This window comes from Nocardia asteroides (assembly GCF_900637185.1).
GTDB lineage: Bacteria > Actinomycetota > Actinomycetes > Mycobacteriales > Mycobacteriaceae > Nocardia > Nocardia asteroides.
This window is the reverse complement of sequence record NZ_LR134352.1, coordinates 1,278,395-1,295,342: the sequence shown is the minus strand read 5'-3', so window position 1 is coordinate 1,295,342 and position 16,948 is coordinate 1,278,395. Positions and strand designations below refer to the sequence as shown.

Genomic DNA, 16,948 nt, shown 5'->3' with positions numbered 1-16,948 from the left:
CCGCCGGGGACCACCACACTGCTCGGACGAGAGTTACTCGCCCGCGCCGAGCCGCTCGATGATGGTCACGTTCGCCGTGCCGCCACCCTCACAGATGGTGAGCAGGCCGTAGCGGCCGTTCACCCGCTCCAGCTCGTGCAGCAGGGTCGCGAACAGCTTGGCGCCGGTGGCGCCGAGCGGGTGACCCAGCGCGATCGCGCCACCGTTGACATTGACCTTCGCCGGATCGGCGCCGATCTCCTTGATCCAGGCCAGCACCACGGGCGCGAAGGCCTCGTTGATCTCGATGACATCGATGTCGTCGATGGTGAGACCGGTCTTCTCCAGCGCCCACTGCGTCGCCGGGATCGGCGCGCTGAGCATGAAGATCGGGTCGGCGCCACGCGCGCTGACATGGTGGATGCGGGCGCGCGGGGTCAGGCCGTACTCCTGCACCGCCCACTCCGAGGCGAGCAGGGTGGCGCTGGCGCCGTCGGAGATCTGGCTGGCCACCGCGGCGGTGAGCGGGCTGCCCTCGCCGAGCGGCTGCAGGCTCGCCATCTTCTCCAGGCTGGTTTCACGCGGGCCCTGGTCGACGGTGAACTCACCGACCGGCACGATCTCGGCCTCGAAGCGGCCATCGGCGATGGCGGCGCGGGCGCGCTCGTGGCTGCGCAGCGCCCACTGTTCCATGTCCTCGCGGGTGATGCCCCACTTCTCGGCGATCAGCTCGGCGCCACGGAACTGCGAGACCTCGCCGGTGCCGTAGCGCGTGTCCCAGCCGGTGGCGCCGACGAACGGCGACTCGAAGCCGTACTCCTTGCCCGCGAGCATCGCGGCCGAGATCGGGATGGCGCTCATGTTCTGCACGCCGCCCGCGATGATCACCTCGGCGGTGCCGCTCATGATGGCCTGGGCGCCGAAGTTGATGGCCTGCTGGCTGGAGCCGCACTGCCGGTCGACGGTGACGCCGGGAACCTCTTCGGGGAAGCCTGCGGTCAGCCACATGGTGCGGCCGATATTGCCCGCCTGCGGGCCGATGTTGTCGACACAGCCGACGATCACGTCGTCGACGACGGCCGGATCGATGCCGGTGCGCTCGACCAGCCCGCGCAGCGCGGCTGCGCCCAGGTCGGCCGGGTGCACACCGGCCAGCGCGCCACCGCGCTTGCCGACGGCGGTGCGCACCGCATCGATCACATAGGCCTGCCGCAGCGGGGTGTACGGGCGGCGCTCGGCGGGTGCGGTCATGGGATAACTCCTACTTCGGACTGCTCCCGGGCACGGTGAGCCCGTCGAGCACGATGGTCAGGTATTGCTGGGCGAGGCTTTGCACGGTGATCGGGCCACCGGGGGTGTACCAGCGCACCGCCACCCACACGGTGTCGCGCAGGAAGCGGAAGGCCAGTTCCACGTCGAGTTCCGGACGGAAGCTGCCGTCGGCCACGCCGGCGGCGAGCACCTTGTGCCACAGCTCGCGGAACTCGGTGTTGAAGTCGCGGATGTAGCCGAAGCGTTCGACGTCGCGCAGGTTCTTGGCTTCGGCCTGGTAGATGGCGACCGCGGCGTGGTGCCGGTCGAAGGCCTCGTAGGAGGCGATCACCAGCGATTCCAGGGTGTCGCGCGAGCTGAGCCCGGCCGCGCCGATCTCGCGGTAGCGGCCGAACAGGTCGTCGAGGAAGCCGCGCAGGATCTCGTCGACCATCGACTCCTTGGAGTCGAAGTGGTGGTAGAGGCTGCCGGACAGGATCCCCGCCGAATCGGCGATGTCACGCACCGTGGTGGCGCGCAGGCCGCGTTCGGCGAACAGGTTCGCGGCGAGGTCGAGGAGTTCGGCGCGGCGAGTGCGTTTCACGGTGTCGGGTGCGGTCACAACGTCATCCTACAACCAAGCATTTGCTTGGTTTCCGATTTGTCCGCACTCGGGCGCCCGCTCGTCATGCGCGCTGACTGCTCACCGAGACCACCTCGCCGGTCAGGTACGAGGTGTAATCGCTGGCCAGCATGGCGATCGTCGCGGCGACCTCCCACGGCTCGGCGGCGCGGCCGAAGGCCTCCCGCTCGCTGAGGGCGTCGAGCAGCTCGGTCGAGCTGACCTTGTCCAGGAACGGATGCCGGGCGATGCTCGGCGCGACGGCGTTGATCCGCACCCCGAACTCGGCGGCCTCGACCGCACTGCACCGGGTCAGTGCCATCACGCCCGCCTTCGCCGCAGCGTAGTGCGCCTGGCCATGCTGCGCACGCCAGCCGAGCACGCTCGCGTTGTTCACGATGACCCCACCGTGCCCCGCCGACCGGAAGTACCCGAGCGCGGCCCTGGTGCAGCGGAAGGTGCCGGTGAGGGTGATGTCGAGGACCTGGTCCCACTGCTCGTCGGTCATGTCGACGACCGGGGTCTCCCCGCCGAGACCGGCGTTGTTGACCATGATGTCGATCCGGCCCAGCTCGGCCGCGGCCGCGGTGAGCAGCTCGTTCACCTGGGCGGTGTCGCGCACGTCGCAGACGACCGCGCCGACCTTGCGCTCGGGGAACTCCTTGGCCAGCAGCTCGGCGGTCTCGGTGAGCCTGCGCTCGTGCCAGTCGGAGACGACGACATCGGCGCCCTCCTCCAGCAGCCTGCGCGCGGTCGACGAGCCGATGCCGGTGCCCGCCGCGGCGGTGATGACGGCCTTGCGGCCGGTCAGCAGGCCGTGGCCGGGGATCGACGGGGGCGGGACGGACAGTGGGCCGGTCACGGGCGAGCCTCTCGCGGCAGGCCGAGCACACGCTCGGCGATGATGTTGCGCTGCACTTCGTTCGAACCTCCGTAGATCGTGTCGGCGCGGCTGAACAGGTACAGCCGCTGCCATGCGGTCATGTCGTCGGGACCGAGGACGAGCCCGGCGGCGCCCTGCACCGCCATGGCCAGTTCGCCGAGTCCGCGATGCCAGTTGCCCCACAACAGCTTCGACACCGAGGCGCCGCCCGCGTCGTGGGTGTCCTCGCTCATGGTGCGCAGCGCGTGCGCGCGCAGCACCCGCAGTCCCACCCAGGCCGCGTCGATGCGTTCGGCGACGAGCGGGTCGGCCGCGGCGCCGGTGCGCTGGGCCAGCGCCTCGATGTCGGCGAGTTCGCGGGCGAAGCGGATCTGCTGGCCGAGCGTGGAGATGCCGCGCTCGAAGGTCAGGGTGCCCATGGCGACTCGCCAGCCGTCGCCCGGCTCGCCGACGACCAGGCCCGCCTCGGTGACGGCGTCGTCGAAGAACACCTCGTTGAATTCCGACGTGCCGGTGAGCTGTTCGATCGGGCGCACCTCGATGCCCGGCTGGTCCATCGGGACCAGCAGGTAGGACAGGCCCTTGTGCCTGCTCGAGCCCTTCTCGGTGCGGGCGATGACGAAGCACCAGTCGGCGACGTGCGCGAGCGAGGTCCAGATCTTCTGGCCGTTGATCACCCAGCGGTCGCCGTCCAGGCGGGCGGTAGTGCTCACCGCGGCCAGGTCGGAACCCGCGCCCGGCTCTGAGTAGCCCTGGCACCACAGCTCGCCGACCGAGCGGACACCGGGCAGGAAGCGCCGCTTCTGCTCCTCGGTGCCGAAGGCCAGCAGCGTCGGGCCGAGCAGCTCCTCACCCACGTGCGAGACGCGCGCGGGCGCGTCGGCCTTGGCGTACTCCTCGTGGAAGATCACCTGCTGGCGCACGCTGGCACCGCGGCCGCCGTATTCGACCGGCCACCCGAGGCAGGTCCAGCCCGCCGCGGCGAGGTGCCGGTCCCAGGCCAGCCGCTCCTCGAAGAACTCGTGCTCGCGCCCCGGCCCACCGGTGCCACGCAGGTCACGGAACTCTCCGGACAGGTTTTCGGCCAGCCAGTCGCGTATTTCCGCGCAAAACTCCGCGTCGGAGGTCGCGGTATCGGAATCTGAGGTCTGGATCACGCCCACGCCGGTAGGATAACCTACCAAGCACTTGCTTTGTTAGCCGATTGGTGAGGACCCCGTGACAACCCCTGCACAGACCACCCCGCAGGCGCTGCGTGATGTCGCCGCGGCGTATCCGCACGAGCCGGCCCTGATCGACGGCGCGACCCGGCTGACCTGGGCGGACCTGCTCGACCGGGTGCGGATCGCGGCGCGCGCGCTGATCGCGCGCGGCATCGAGCCCGGCGACCGGGTCGCGATGTGGGCGCCCAATACCCATCACTGGGTGGTCGCGGCGCTGGCCGCGCACTCGGTCGGCGCCGCGCTCGTTCCGCTCAACACCCGCTACGTCGCCGACGAAGCGGCCGACGTGCTGGTGCGGGTGGACGCGAAGGCGATCTTCGTCGCCGGGCCGTTCCTCGGCCGCGACCGCGCCGCCGAACTGCGCGCGACCGCGCCGGACCTGAAGATCGGCACCGTCGTCGTGATCCCGGTCGAGGACGACACCCCCACCGACGACTCGTCGCTGAGCTGGTCGGCCCTGCTCGAACTGGCCGACACGGTGTCCGCCGAGGCGGGCGAGGAACGCGCGAACGCCGTCTCCCCCGACGACATCTCCGACATCCTGTTCACCTCCGGCACCACCGGCCGCAGCAAGGGCACCCTGGTGGCGCACCGGCAGGCACTCGGCGTGGTGCGCGGCTGGGTCGAGTGCTCCACCCTGCGCGCCGGCGATCGCTACCTGATGATCCCGCCGTTCTTCCACAACTTCGGCTACAAGGCGGGCATCCTCGCCTGCCTGGTCACCGGCGCCACGATCGTGCCGCAGGCCACCTTCGACGTGCCCGCCGCGCTGGCGCTGATCGAGTCCGAGCGGATCACCGTGCTCACCGGTCCGCCGACGATCTACCAGACCATCCTCGAACACCCGCAGCGCGACGAGCGCGACCTGAGCTCGCTGCGGGTGGCCGTCACCGGCGCCGCGACCGTGCCGGTGGTGCTCATCGAGCGGATGCGCGACGACCTCGAGTTCGAGGTGGTCATCACCGCCTACGGCCTGTCCGAGTCGGCCGGCTTCGGCACCATGTGCCGTCCCGACGACGACGCGGTCACCATCGCCAACACCTGCGGCGGACCCATCGCCGACTTCGAACTGCGCCTGTCCGAGGCCGGTGAGGTGCTGCTGCGCGGGCCGAACGTGATGCTGGGCTACCTCGACGATCCCGAGGCCACCGCCGAGGCCATCGACGCCGACGGCTGGCTGCACACCGGCGACATCGGCATCGTCGACGAGCGCGGCTATCTCAAGATCACCGACCGGCTCAAGGACATGTACATCACCGGCGGATTCAACGTGTACCCCGCCGAGATCGAACAGACCCTGGCCCGGCTCGACGGCGTCGCCGAATCGGCCGTGTTCGGCGTGCCGGACGAGCGGATGGGCGAGGTCGGCAAGGCCGTCGTCGTCCGCAAGGCCGGCTCGACGCTGACCGCGGACGAGGTGATCGCCTTCGCCGCGAGCAAGCTGGCCAATTTCAAAGTGCCCCGGCTCGTGGAGTTCCGCGACCAGCTGCCCTACAGCGCGGCGGGCAAGGTGCTCAAGCGTGAGCTACGTGAGGAGAAGTCGTGAGTTCCGAAACCGACGAGGTCGTCACCTATGAGGTGCGCGGATCGGTCGCCGTCGTCACCATGAACCGGCCCGAGTTCCGCAACGCGCAGAACTCGAAGATGACCTACGCCCTCGACGCCGCCTTCGTGCGGGCCGTCGAGGACCCCGAGGTCAAGGTGATCGTGCTGGCGGGCAACGGGAAACACTTCAGCGCGGGCCACGACATCGGCACGCCGGGGCGCGACCACCACGTGCGCTACGAGAACAAAGCCGCGCTGTGGTGGGACCACGTCGACCGCGCGGGCGGCGATCAGCGCTTCGCCCGCGAGTCCGAGGTGTACCTGGGCATGTGCCGCCGCTGGCGGGAGATCCCCAAGCCGATGGTGGCGATGGTGCAGGGCGCCTGCATCGCCGGCGGGCTGATGCTGGCCTGGGTGTGCGATCTGATCGTCTGCTCCGACGACGCGTTCTTCTCCGACCCCGTTGTCCGCATGGGTATCCCGGGCGTGGAGTACTTCGCGCATCCGTGGGTGATGGGGCCGCGCGCGGCCAAGGAGTTCCTCTTCACCGGCGACCGGTTCGACGCGGCCCAGGCCAAGGAGTGGGGCATGGTCAACCGGGTCGTGCCGCGCGCGGAACTCGAGACCGAGACGATGACGCTGGCCGAGAAGATCTCGGCCATGCCGCAATTCGGCCTCGCGCTCACCAAGAAGGCCGTCAACCAGGCCGAAGACCTGATGGGAATGCGCTCCGGAATGGACTCGGTCTTCGGGCTGCACCATTTCGCGCACGCGCACAACGCCGAAGTCGGCGCCGATTCGCTCGGCGGGATGAACGCCCGCTCGATGAAGGGCGCCGCGACCGAACAGAACGGGACGAAGTAAGTGGACCTCGAGATCGACCCGGCAGTCCGGGAGTTCCAGCTGGAGGTGCGCGATTTCCTCGCCACCCATGTGCCGCGTGAGCCGCTGCCCTCCATGGACACCAAGGCGGGCTTCGAAGCGCATCGCGAGTGGGAGGCGAAACTGGCCGACGCGCGGCTGTCCGCGGTGTCCTGGCCCGCCGAATACGGCGGCCGCGACGCCTCGATCCTGGAATGGGTGCTGTTCGAGCAGGAGTACTACGCCGCGGGCGCGCCGGGCCGGGTGAGCCAGAACGGCATCTTCCTGCTGGCGCCGACGCTGTTCGAGCACGGCACCACCGAGCAGCTGGCGCGGATCCTGCCGCGGATGGCGCGCGCCGAGGACATCTGGGCGCAGGCCTGGTCGGAGCCCGAGTCGGGCAGCGACCTGGCGAGCCTGCGTTCGACCGCGCGGCGCGCCGAGGGCGGCTGGATCCTCAACGGCCAGAAGACCTGGAGCTCGCGCGCTGCGTTCGCGGACTGGGGCTTTGGCCTGTTCCGCAGCGACCCGGAGGCGCAGCGGCACCACGGGCTGACCTACCTGATGTTCCCGCTCACCGCCGAGGGCGTGAGCGTGCGCCCGATCCCGCAGCTCGACGGCGAGCCCGGTTTCGCGGAGATCTTCTTCGACGACGTGTTCGTCCCCGATCAGGACGTGATCGGCGGGGTCAACGAGGGCTGGCGCGTCGCCATGGCCACCTCGAGCAACGAGCGCGGCCTGTCGCTGCGCAGCCCCGGCCGGTTCAGCGCCACCGCGCAGCGGCTCATCGACCTGTGGACCGAGACCGCCGAGCCCACCGACACCGCCGCGCGCAATGCCGTGGTGGACGCGTGGATCGGGGCCGAGGCCTACCGGCTGCACACCTTCGGCACCGTCACCCGGCTGACCGACGGCGGCCAGCTCGGCGCCGAGTCCTCGATCACCAAGGTGTTCTGGTCCGACCTCGATATCGCCATGCACGAGACGGCACTGGACCTGCTCGGCCCCGCGGCCGAGCTCGCGAGCAAGTGGACCGACGGCTATCTCTTCTCGCTGTCCGGCCCGATCTACGCCGGTACCAACGAGATCCAGCGCAACATCATCGCCGAACGCATCCTCGGCCTGCCGCGCGAGAGCAAGCGATGAACACCGGCAATCACGGGGCCCGCATCGCCCTTCCCAGCACAGGAGGTCCGCGATGAGATTCGCGCTCAGCACCGAACAACTCGACTTCGCGGCGGAGCTGCGTAAGATCCTCGACGCCGGACAGGTGCCCGCCGCCGTGCGCGCCTGGTCGGCGGGTGAGACCGGCAAGGGCCGGGCGCTGCTGCGCCAGCTCGCCGAGATGGGTGTGTTCGGCCTGATCGTCGACGAGCGGTACGACGGCGCCGACGCGACCCCGGTCGACCTGGTCGTTGCCCTGATCGAGACTGGTCGCGCCGCACTGCCAGGCCCGGTGATCGAATCGGCCGCGGTGCTGCCCGCGCTGCTGCAACGCCTTCCCGACGCGGCCCTGGCGCAGCAGTGGCTGCCCGCGCTGGCGAGCGGGGAATCGCTGGGCGCCATCACCTTCGAGTCCCAGCGCGGTATCGCGCTCGATGCCGAGGCGGCCGATCTCGTCCTCGTGGCCGCCGGTAATCAGCTCACCCAGGCGGGCACGGCGGCGGAGGCGGTGACCTCCATCGACCCCGCGCGCAAGCTCGCCAGGGTCGTCGCGGGTGACGTCCTCGCCGAGAACGCCGCCGCCGCACTCGACTACGCCTTCGACGTGGGCGTGCTCGCCTGCGCCGCGCAACTGCTCGGCGCGGGTCGGGCGATCCTCGAGCAGACCACCACCTACGCCAAGCAGCGCAAGCAGTTCGGCCGGGTGATCGGCGAGTTCCAGGCCGTGAAGCAGCAGCTCGCCGAGGTGCTGATCGCCCTGGATCTGGCCGAGCCGCTCGTCTATCGCGCGGCCCTCACCCTGGATTCGGCCGACCGCGCCCGCGACGTGTCGGCGGCGCTGGTGGCCTGCGGCGATGCCGCCCATCGTGCCGCGCGGGTGGGTCTGCAGGTCCACGGCGCCATCGGCTACACCGCCGAGTGCGACCTGTCGCTGTGGCTGACCAGAGTCGCCGCCCTGCGCACCGCCTGGGGCACCGCCGATTTCCACCGCGGACGCGTCGCGGACGCGCTGCGCGCCCCGGCCGCGGTCTGAGAGGAACCCTCATGTCATCGAACGAACTGCTGGAATTCCGGACCAGCGTGCGCGCCCTGCTGGCCAAGCACGCGACGCCGGCGGCCCTGCGTACCGCCATGGACACCGACCCGGGTTACGACCCGAAACTGTGGTCGATGCTGTGCGAGCAGGTCGGCGTCGCGGCCCTCGCCGTTCCGGAGGAGTGGGGCGGCGCGGGTGCCGGCCTGGTCGAATCCCTGATGGTGGTGGGCGAACTCGGCGCCGCGCTGTCCGGGGTGCCGATGCTCGGGTCGGCGGTGCTGGGTGTGCAGGCGATTCTGCTCTCGGGTGACGAGCAGGCCTGCGAACGGCTGCTGCCCGATCTGGCCGAGGGCTCCCGCACCGCGGCCCTGTGCTGGGCCGACACCACCGGCTGGGATGCCGCCGGTGTCCGCGCCGAAGACGGAAAGCTCACCGGCGCCGCGCATTACGTGCTGCACGGCGGCCAGGCCGAACTGCTGCTCGTCCTCACCGACGACGGCCTGTTCGAGACGACGGCCGACGCGGCTGGCGTGTCCGTCGTCTCGACCCCGGCCCTCGACCCCACCCGCCGGCTGGCGACGATCACCTTCGCCGGCACCCCGGCCACCCGGATCGGCACCGGCGACCCGGCCGCCCTGCGCACCCGGCTGCGTGAGATCGCCTGGGCCGCGGTCGCCGCCGAACAGGTCGGCGCGGCACGGCGCTGCCTGGACATGACGGTGGCCTACACCGCTTCGCGGGTCCAGTTCGGCAGGCCGATCGGCAGCTTCCAGGCGCTCAAGCACCGGATGGCCGATATGTACGTGCTGGTGGAGTCGGCCGAGTCGACGGCGCTGGCGGCCGCGCAGGCCGTGGCCGAGAACAGCCCGAGCGCGGCCGAGGACGTGTGGGTCGCGCGCAGGCACTGCACCGAGGCCTTCTCGCACGTGGCCGCCGAGATGATCCAGCTGCACGGTGGCATCGCGATCACCTGGGAGCACGACGCGCACCTGTACTTCAAGCGCGCGCACGCGACCGCCCAGCTGTTCGGCACCGGCAGCCGCCCGGTCGTCGCCGCCTGACCGTCCCGCTCCGAGAGCCCCAGCCGCAGGTCGGCTGGGGCTTTCGGCGTCTGTGCGAGATGTCACGACGGGGAAAGCTCGGTTTAGATAGTTAGCTTATGCAATAATATGGAGCGTGCAGCAGACAGAGCAGCCCTCCCCGGACGACATCGTGGTCGACCTGTTGGTCACTGCCGGTCGGCTCACCCGGCTCGCCGGGGCGATCAGCGACGACGACCTGCCCCGCGCGGTCATGCGGGCCCTCGCCGTGCTCGACGAGCACGGCGGCATCCGGGTCAGCGAGTTCGCCCGGATCGATCGATGCTCACAGCCGGCGGCAACGGCGCTGATCGGCAGGCTCGTCGCCGACGGACTCGCCACCCGGACCAGGGATCCGCAGGATTCCCGGGCGGTTCTCGTCGAACTCACCCCGGCGGGCCGAACCCGCCTCACCCAGGCCAGGCGCGCCTTCGCGGCCGCCATGGCGCCCGGACTGGCCGACTTCGATCTCGATCGGCTGATCCGGCTCGACACCGACATGAACGACCTGCTGACAGCCCTGCGTGCGGTTGCCCGCGGTCATCAGTGAAGCAACCAGGAGTGCCCATGAGCATCCAGCAGTTGACTCGCGACAATGACGCCGCGCCGACCACCCCCTCCGGACAGCCCAAGGCCGTCTGGGCTGTCGCCTTCGCGAGCGTGATCGCGTTCATGGGCATCGGCCTGGTCGACCCCATTCTCAAGCCGATCGGCGAGCAGCTGAACGCGAGCCCGTCGCAGGTCTCGCTGCTGTTCACCAGCTACATGGCCGTCACCGGCGTCGCCATGCTGGTCACCGGCGTGATCTCGAGCCGCTTCGGCGCCAAGAAGACGCTGCTGTCCGGCCTGGCGATCATCGTGGTGTTCGCCGCGCTGGCGGGCATGTCGAGCACGATCGGCGAGATCATCGGCTTCCGCGCGGGCTGGGGCCTGGGCAACGCGCTGTTCATCGCGACCGCGCTGGCCACCATCGTGGGCGCGGCCACCGGCGGCGTCGCCAAGGCGATCATCCTCTATGAGGCCGCGCTCGGCATCGGCATCGCGACGGGACCCCTGCTGGGCGGACTACTCGGCGGAATCAGCTGGCGCGGACCGTTCTTCGGTGTGTCGGTGCTGATGGCCATCGCCTTCGTCGCGATCGTCGTGCTGCTACCCGAGATGCCCAAGCCGGCCAAGCCGACGTCGATCACCGCGCCGTTCAAGGCCCTTCGGCACCGGGGCCTGCTGACGGTGAGCGTCACCGCGCTGCTGTACAACTTCGGCTTCTTCACCCTGCTCGCCTACACCCCGTTCCCGCTGGACATGGGCACCTACGCGATCGGCTTCATCTTCTGCGGCTGGGGCATCCTGCTCGCGCTGGCCTCGGTGTTCCTGGCACCGAAACTGCAGGCGCGCTTCGGGACCCTGCCGATGATGGGCCTGTCACTGGGCCTGTTCGCCGCCGACCTGGCCGTGATGGGCCTGTTCGCCGAGCACAAGATCGTGCTGATCGTCGGCGTGGTGATCGCGGGCCTGTTCCTCGGCGTGAACAACACGCTGATCACCGAGGCCGTGATGATCTCCGCCCCGGTCGAGCGCTCCACCGCCTCGGCGGCCTACAGCTTCGTCCGCTTCGCCGGCGGCGCGGCGGCCCCGTGGGTGGCGGGCAAGCTGGGCGAGCACAGCGTCTCCCTCCCGTTCTGGCTGGGCGCCGCCTTCACCGCCGCCGCCGTCGCCGCGCTTTTCGCCGGCCGCAAGGCCCTGGCCCACCTCGACGACCACGACCCGGCGCCCCACAGCGTCGAGGAAGCCCAAGCCATCACCGTCGGCGACTGACCCGTCCCGGTGCCATCGAAGCCGGCCCCGCAGCCACGAGCCGCGGGGCCGGCTTCGTGTCACGAGGACGGCGTAGCGTCGGGGACATGAGCGACGACAAGCGTGGGCGGGTCAAGGTCGAGTCGGCGCACAAACGCGTGCGGGCGTACCTGAACGGGCTGCTGGTGGCCGATACGCTGCGGCCGCTGCTGGTCTGGGAGATCCCGTACTACCCCACCTATTACGTTCCGCTGACCGACATCAAGGCCGACCTGGAACCGAACGGGGTCACCGAGCACTCCCCCAGCCGCGGTGAGGGCACCGGGTACGACGTGCTGGTCGACGGCCTGCGCGCCGAGGCCGCCGCCCTGCGCTACCTCGACTCACCGCTGCCCGATCTGAAAGACGCTGTGCGGCTGGACTTCGCCACGTTCGACTGGTTCGAGGAGGACGAGCCCATCTTCGTGCACCCGCGCGATCCGTACTCGCGGGTCGACATCCTCGGCAGCTCGCGCAATGTGCGGGTCGAGATCGACGGCGTCACCGTCGCCGACTCGTCCTCGCCGCGCATCCTGTTCGAAACCGGGCTGCCCGCGCGGTTCTACCTGCCGCTGCCCGATGTGCGGATGGATCTGCTGACCGCCTCCGACACCCACACCAGCTGCCCGTACAAGGGCACCGCCGACTACTGGCACGTCCAGGTCGACGGCACCGAGCACCGCGACATCGTGTGGATCTACCGCACGCCGTTGCCGGAGAGCCAGAAGATCGCCGGCCTGGCGTGCTTCTACAACGAGAAGGTCGACATCTACCTCGACGGCGTGCTGCAGGAACGCCCGCACTCCCCGTTCAGCTGATCACTCGGGAATCTCGAGCACGCCCTCGTCGACCGCCCACTTGATGGACTTCTCCAGCGACGGGCACGATTCCGGCCTGCCCGGCCGCGCGCCGTGCGCGCTGAGCTGGGCGAAGATCGGGCAGTGCGTGTCCGGCCGTTCGGTCCACTGGACCGAGGTCTGGTGCGCGCTGGACTTGCGCACCAGGACCTCGGCGGAACAGGCCTGACACCGCACCGGTGTCAGGCCGTCGTCCAGGTAGTGCTGCTTGTCGACCGTGGTCTGGGCCCGCACCGCGGCCTGCCGCACGGGCTGATCGGCGAAGTCGGGTGCCTTGGCCCAGGTCGAAGCCATGGTTACACGCCCGCTTCGGCTTCTGCCTCGGCCTTGCGGCGCAGGTTCTCCGCCACCTCGGCCTCCCAGGCCTGATTCGCCTTGGTCGTGTCGACCTCGAATTCGAACCGCTGGGTCATCTTCTCGGTGACATCGGCGACATCCACGTAGAACTGCTCGTACCAGCGGCGCAGCTGGTAGACCGGGCCGTCCTCCTCGCACAGCAGCGGATTCTCGACCTTGGACTTGTGCTTCCAGATCTCGACGTCCTGCAGGAAGCCGTCACCGAAGAACTCGGTCATCGAGGCCGCGAGCTTCTCGGCGGTCGCGTCGTCGATGCCCTTGGGCTTCTCGACGGTCAGGCCGTACTGCAGCACGAACTCGTCCTGGCTGACCGGGTAGTGGCAGTTGATCAGCACGACCTTGATCTCGTACCCGCCGTAGATGTTGACCAGCGGATTGATCATGTAGGACGGACCGAAGTAGGACGCCTCCGACTTCAGCAGCGTCTCACCGCCGTACTTGGCCGCCATGCCGATATCGGGACGGCCCTTGGTCTCGAGGAACTGCGTCGCCACGTGCCCCTCGAAGACGTTCTTGAAGTACGTCGGGAAGGCATAGTGGATGTAGAAGAAGTGCGCCATGTCCACGACGTTGTCGATGATCTCGCGGCAATTGGAGCCCTCGATGCGCATCGTGTTCCACGTCCACGGCGTCCAGCCGCTGTCGCGCTCCTCGCTGGGGTTGCCCTCCGCGTCGGTGAAGGGGCCCTCGATGTGCGGGATCGTGACGTCCTCGGGTGGCTCGTTGCCCTCGTGGTCGTGCCAGATGAACAGCTGGCCGTTGCGCTCGAGCGTCGTCCACTTCCGGGTGCGGGCCAGCGGCGGAACGCGGCGCGCGTACGGAATCGAGGTGCACTTGCCGTTGGCGCCCCAGCGCCAGTCGTGGAACGGGCAGGCGATGTCGTCGCCCTTGACCGTGCCCATGCTCAGATCGCCGCCCATATGCCTGCAGTAGGCGTCGAGCACGCGGATCTCGTCGTTGGTGTCGGTCCACACCACGAGCTTGGTCCCGAAGATCTCGATCGCGTGCGGCTTGCCGTCGCGGTACGACGAGGCCAGGCCGACACAGTGCCAGCCACGCGCAAACCTCGTCGGCACTGTGCCGACATCGAGTTCCCTCACCTTGGGGTTGACTGCCATCCCGAACCCTCCTTGTTCACTAGAACACGTTACAAAACGAGGCCACTTCACGCCAGCTGTCCAGCGAACTTCTCTGTCGCGTCTTGTTATATACGAGGTAGGGCGATCTTCTCGACAGAAATGAGAACCTGTTCTAGTCTCAGAGTCGAACAAGAACCGGTTGTCGATCCGACAAGGCAGGAGCGGGCTCCGAAATGACGCAAGAAGTGACCGAACGGGTCGAGGCACTGCTGCCGACGCTGCGTGAACGTGCGCAGGAGGCCGAGGACCTGCGCCGCGTCCCCGATGAATCCATGAAGGCGCTGCAGGAGACCGGCTTCTTCCGGCTGCTCCAGCCCAAGCAGTGGGGCGGCCACGCCGCCGACCCGGTCGTCTTCTACGACACCGTGCGCAAGATCGCCAGCGCCTGCGGTTCGACCGGCTGGGTGGCCGGCATCATCGGCGTGCACAACTGGCACCTCGCGCTGTTCGACCAGCAGGCCCAGCAGGACGTCTGGGGCGAGGACACCGACGTGCGGATCTCCTCCTCCTACGCCCCGATGGGCGCCGGTCAGGCGGTCGAGGGCGGCTACATCGTGCGCGGCTCGTGGGCCTGGTCCTCGGGCTCCGATCACGCCACCTGGGCCGTGCTCGGCGGGCCGGTGATCAAGAACGGCAAGCCGGTCGACTTCGGCTCCTTCCTGATCCCGCGCTCGGACTACCGCATCGACGACGTCTGGAACGTCGTCGGCCTGCGTGGCACCGGCTCCAACACTGTGGTCGTCGAGGACGTGTTCGTCCCGTCGCACCGCTTCCTGAGCTTCCGCGCGATGAGCGAGGGCCGCGCGCCGGGCCTCGAGCAGAACACCGACGCGGTCTACAAGATGCCGTGGGGCACCATCCACCCCACCACCATCTCGGCCCCGATCGTGGGCATGGGCTACGGCGCCTACGAAGCGCACGTCGAGCACCAGGGCAAGCGTGTGCGCGCGGCCTTCGCCGGCGAGAACGCCAAGGACGACCCGTTCGCCAAGGTGCGCGTCGCCGAGGCGGCCAGCGACATCGACGCCGCGTGGCGTCAGCTCTCGGGCAATGTGGCCGAGGAGTACGCGCTGCTGCAGGCAGGCGAGGAAGTGCCGTTCGACCTGCGCGTGCGCGCCCGCCGCGACCAGGTCCGCGCGACCGGGCGGGTGATCGCCTCGATCGACAAGCTCTTCGAGTCCTCCGGCGCCACCGCACTGGCCAACGGCACTCCGCTGCAGCGCTTCTGGCGCGACGCGCACGCCGGCCGGGTACACGCGGCCAACGATCCCGAGCGCGCCTACGTCATGTACGGCACGCACGAGTTCGGCCTGCCCGTCACCGACGCCATGGTGTAGCCGATGACCCAGACCGCTGAACTCACCTACGAATCGACCTCCCGCTACGCGCAGGTCACCCCCGACCTGAAGCTGCACTACCACGAGGCCGGCGTCGGCAACGGACCCACGATCGTGCTGCTGCACGGCGGCGGGCCCGGCGCCTCGGCGTGGTCCAACTTCGCCCGCAACATCCCGGTGCTGGCGCAGAACTTCCACGTGATCGCGCTCGACCAGCCCGGTTTCGGCAAGTCCGACAAGCCGGTCGATCACCCGCAGTACTTCGTGCACGCGTCCACCGCGCTGCTCGCGCTGCTCGATCACCTCGAGATCACCGATCGAGTGCACCTGCTGGGCAATTCGCTCGGCGGCGGCACCTCGGTGCGCTTCGCCCTGGACAACCCCAAGCGCGCGGGCAAGCTCGTGCTGATGGGCCCGGGTGGGCTGAGCACCAACCTGTTCGCGCCGGATCCGACCGAGGGCGTCAAGCTGCTCTCGGCCTTCAGCTACGCGCCGACCAGGGAGAACCTGGAGAAGTTCCTGCGGATCATGGTCTTCGACCAGTCGCTGGTCACCGAAGAGCTCATCGACGAACGGTTCGCCCTGGCGAGCACTCCCGAATCCCTGGCCGCGGTCCGCGCGATGGGTAAGTCCTTCGCCGGTGCCGACTTCGAGAAGGGCATGCTCTGGCGCGACGCGTACAAGCTGCGTCAGCCGGTGCTGCTGATCTGGGGCCGTGAGGACCGGGTCAACCCGCTCGACGGCGCGCTGGTGGCCACCAAGGTCATCCCGCGCGTGCAGCTGCACGTCTTCGGTGGCTGCGGCCACTGGGCCCAGCTGGAGAAGTTCGACGAGTTCAACCGGCTCACCCTCGATTTCCTCGGAGACAAGCAATGAGCATTCGTGCCCTGGGCTACATGCGCATCGAGGCCACCGACATGGCGGCCTGGCGCGAGTACGGCCTCAAGGTGCTCGGCATGATGGAGGGCACCGGGCTCAACCCCGACGCGCTCTACCTGCGCATGGACGATTTCGCCGCACGCCTGGTGATCGTCCCCGGTGAGCAGGACCGGCTGCTGGTCTCGGGCTGGGAGGTCACCGACGCCCGCGGCCTGCAGGAGCTGCGCGAGACACTGGCCAAGGCCGACGTCGCCTTCACCGAGGGCACCAAGGAAGAGCTGGGCGAGCGCCGCGTCGAGGGCATGATCCGGTTCCAGGACCCGTCGGGGAACACCCTCGAGGCGTTCTACGGCGCGCAGTACCTGGGCCGCCGTTTCGTGAGCCCCTACGGCCACAAGTTCGTCACCGCCGAGCAGGGCCTGGGCCACGTGGTGCTGACCTGCACCGACGACGCCGCCGCCCAGGCGTTCTACCAGGACGTCCTCGGCTTCCGGCTACGCGACTCCATGCGGCTGCCACCGCAGATGGTGGGTCGCCCAGCCGACGGCGCCCCGGCCTGGCTGCGCTTCTACGGCTGCAACCCGCGCCACCACGCGCTGGCGTTCCTGCCGCTGCCGAATCCCACCGGCATCGTGCACCTGATGGTCGAGGTGGAGAACTCCGACGACGTCGGCCTCTGCCTGGACCGCGCCTACCGCAAGAAGGTCAAGATGTCGGCCACCCTCGGCAGGCACATCAACGACAAGATGCTGTCCTTCTACATGAAGACTCCCGGCGGGTTCGACATCGAATTCGGCTGTGAGGGACTGGAAGTCGACGATCACGACTGGGTCGCCCGCGAATCCACCGCGGTCAGCCTGTGGGGTCACGACTTCACCGTCGGATTCAAGCAGCAGTAGGAAT

Annotated in this window: 17 protein-coding genes; 11 read left to right on the top strand and 6 right to left on the bottom strand. The window is 69.2% G+C overall.

Features of this window, described 5'->3' with window-relative positions; translation table 11 throughout:
• Positions 1 to 33: 33 nt before the first annotated feature.
• The 4 genes from EL493_RS06200 to EL493_RS06185 form a co-directional block, all read right to left on the bottom strand.
• Entirely contained in the window at positions 34 to 1,230 is a 1,197-nt protein-coding gene (locus tag EL493_RS06200; RefSeq protein WP_019044744.1) for an acetyl-CoA C-acetyltransferase, read from the bottom strand.
• A gap of 10 nt (positions 1,231 to 1,240) precedes the next feature.
• Positions 1,241 to 1,852, bottom strand: coding sequence for a TetR/AcrR family transcriptional regulator (locus tag EL493_RS06195; protein ID WP_019044743.1), 612 nt, complete (start codon positions 1,850 to 1,852; stop codon positions 1,241 to 1,243).
• A gap of 64 nt (positions 1,853 to 1,916) precedes the next feature.
• Entirely contained in the window at positions 1,917 to 2,714 is a 798-nt protein-coding gene (locus tag EL493_RS06190) for an SDR family oxidoreductase (protein WP_019044742.1), read from the bottom strand.
• Positions 2,711 to 3,898: an acyl-CoA dehydrogenase family protein gene (locus EL493_RS06185; protein ID WP_019044741.1), complete on the bottom strand. Its 1,188-nt coding sequence runs from the start codon at positions 3,896 to 3,898 to the stop codon at positions 2,711 to 2,713. Before EL493_RS06185 ends, EL493_RS06190 begins: the two co-directional genes overlap by 4 nt.
• 55 nt (positions 3,899 to 3,953) lie before the next feature.
• On the opposite strand from EL493_RS06185, the gene EL493_RS06180 reads away from it, so the two are divergent.
• From EL493_RS06180 to EL493_RS06145, 8 genes are all read left to right on the top strand, one after another.
• The gene (locus EL493_RS06180) at positions 3,954 to 5,504 is read left to right on the top strand and encodes a FadD3 family acyl-CoA ligase (RefSeq protein WP_019044740.1); all 1,551 of its coding nucleotides are present in this window, start codon (positions 3,954 to 3,956) and stop codon (positions 5,502 to 5,504) included.
• A gap of 59 nt (positions 5,505 to 5,563) precedes the next feature.
• Entirely contained in the window at positions 5,564 to 6,367 is an 804-nt protein-coding gene (locus EL493_RS06175) for an enoyl-CoA hydratase (RefSeq protein ID WP_232017301.1), read from the top strand.
• Positions 6,368 to 7,510, top strand: a complete 1,143-nt coding sequence (locus EL493_RS06170) for an acyl-CoA dehydrogenase family protein (protein ID WP_019044738.1) — start codon at positions 6,368 to 6,370, stop codon at positions 7,508 to 7,510.
• A gap of 52 nt (positions 7,511 to 7,562) precedes the next feature.
• On the top strand, positions 7,563 to 8,561 hold the full coding sequence (locus tag EL493_RS06165; protein ID WP_019044737.1) for an acyl-CoA dehydrogenase family protein: 999 nt from the start codon (positions 7,563 to 7,565) through the stop codon (positions 8,559 to 8,561).
• A gap of 11 nt (positions 8,562 to 8,572) precedes the next feature.
• Positions 8,573 to 9,625, top strand: a complete 1,053-nt coding sequence (locus EL493_RS06160) for an acyl-CoA dehydrogenase family protein (protein ID WP_019044736.1) — start codon at positions 8,573 to 8,575, stop codon at positions 9,623 to 9,625.
• 115 nt (positions 9,626 to 9,740) lie between these two features.
• A complete protein-coding gene (locus EL493_RS06155; protein WP_019044735.1) occupies positions 9,741 to 10,193 on the top strand; it encodes a MarR family winged helix-turn-helix transcriptional regulator in 453 nt (150 codons plus the stop codon).
• Between the two features lie 17 nt (positions 10,194 to 10,210).
• A complete protein-coding gene (locus EL493_RS06150; protein WP_019044734.1) occupies positions 10,211 to 11,458 on the top strand; it encodes an MFS transporter in 1,248 nt (415 codons plus the stop codon).
• 86 nt (positions 11,459 to 11,544) lie between these two features.
• Positions 11,545 to 12,294 (top strand): DUF427 domain-containing protein, encoded by a 750-nt coding sequence (locus tag EL493_RS06145; protein WP_019044733.1) that lies wholly within the window; start codon positions 11,545 to 11,547, stop codon positions 12,292 to 12,294.
• Here the strand turns inward: EL493_RS06145 and EL493_RS06140 are convergent, their stop codons facing one another.
• Both EL493_RS06140 and EL493_RS06135 read right to left on the bottom strand, forming a co-directional pair.
• Complete coding sequence (locus EL493_RS06140; protein ID WP_019044732.1) at positions 12,295 to 12,627, bottom strand: hypothetical protein; 333 nt, start codon at positions 12,625 to 12,627, stop codon at positions 12,295 to 12,297.
• A gap of 2 nt (positions 12,628 to 12,629) precedes the next feature.
• Positions 12,630 to 13,808 carry a Rieske 2Fe-2S domain-containing protein gene (locus EL493_RS06135; protein WP_019044731.1) on the bottom strand — a complete coding sequence of 393 codons (1,179 nt, stop codon included), beginning with the start codon at positions 13,806 to 13,808 and terminating at the stop codon, positions 12,630 to 12,632.
• 194 nt (positions 13,809 to 14,002) lie between these two features.
• On the opposite strand from EL493_RS06135, the gene hsaA reads away from it, so the two are divergent.
• The 3 genes from hsaA to hsaC are packed head-to-tail and all read left to right on the top strand — an operon-like array spanning position 14,003 to position 16,944.
• Positions 14,003 to 15,166, top strand: coding sequence for a 3-hydroxy-9,10-secoandrosta-1,3,5(10)-triene-9,17-dione monooxygenase oxygenase subunit (hsaA, locus tag EL493_RS06130; RefSeq protein WP_022565825.1), 1,164 nt, complete (start codon positions 14,003 to 14,005; stop codon positions 15,164 to 15,166).
• A gap of 3 nt (positions 15,167 to 15,169) precedes the next feature.
• Positions 15,170 to 16,042, top strand: coding sequence for a 4,5:9,10-diseco-3-hydroxy-5,9,17-trioxoandrosta-1(10),2-diene-4-oate hydrolase (hsaD, locus tag EL493_RS06125; protein WP_019044729.1), 873 nt, complete (start codon positions 15,170 to 15,172; stop codon positions 16,040 to 16,042).
• Positions 16,039 to 16,944, top strand: a complete 906-nt coding sequence (gene hsaC / locus EL493_RS06120; protein ID WP_019044728.1) for an iron-dependent extradiol dioxygenase HsaC — start codon at positions 16,039 to 16,041, stop codon at positions 16,942 to 16,944. Before hsaD ends, hsaC begins: the two co-directional genes overlap by 4 nt.
• The last annotated feature ends 4 nt before the right edge of the window (positions 16,945 to 16,948 follow it).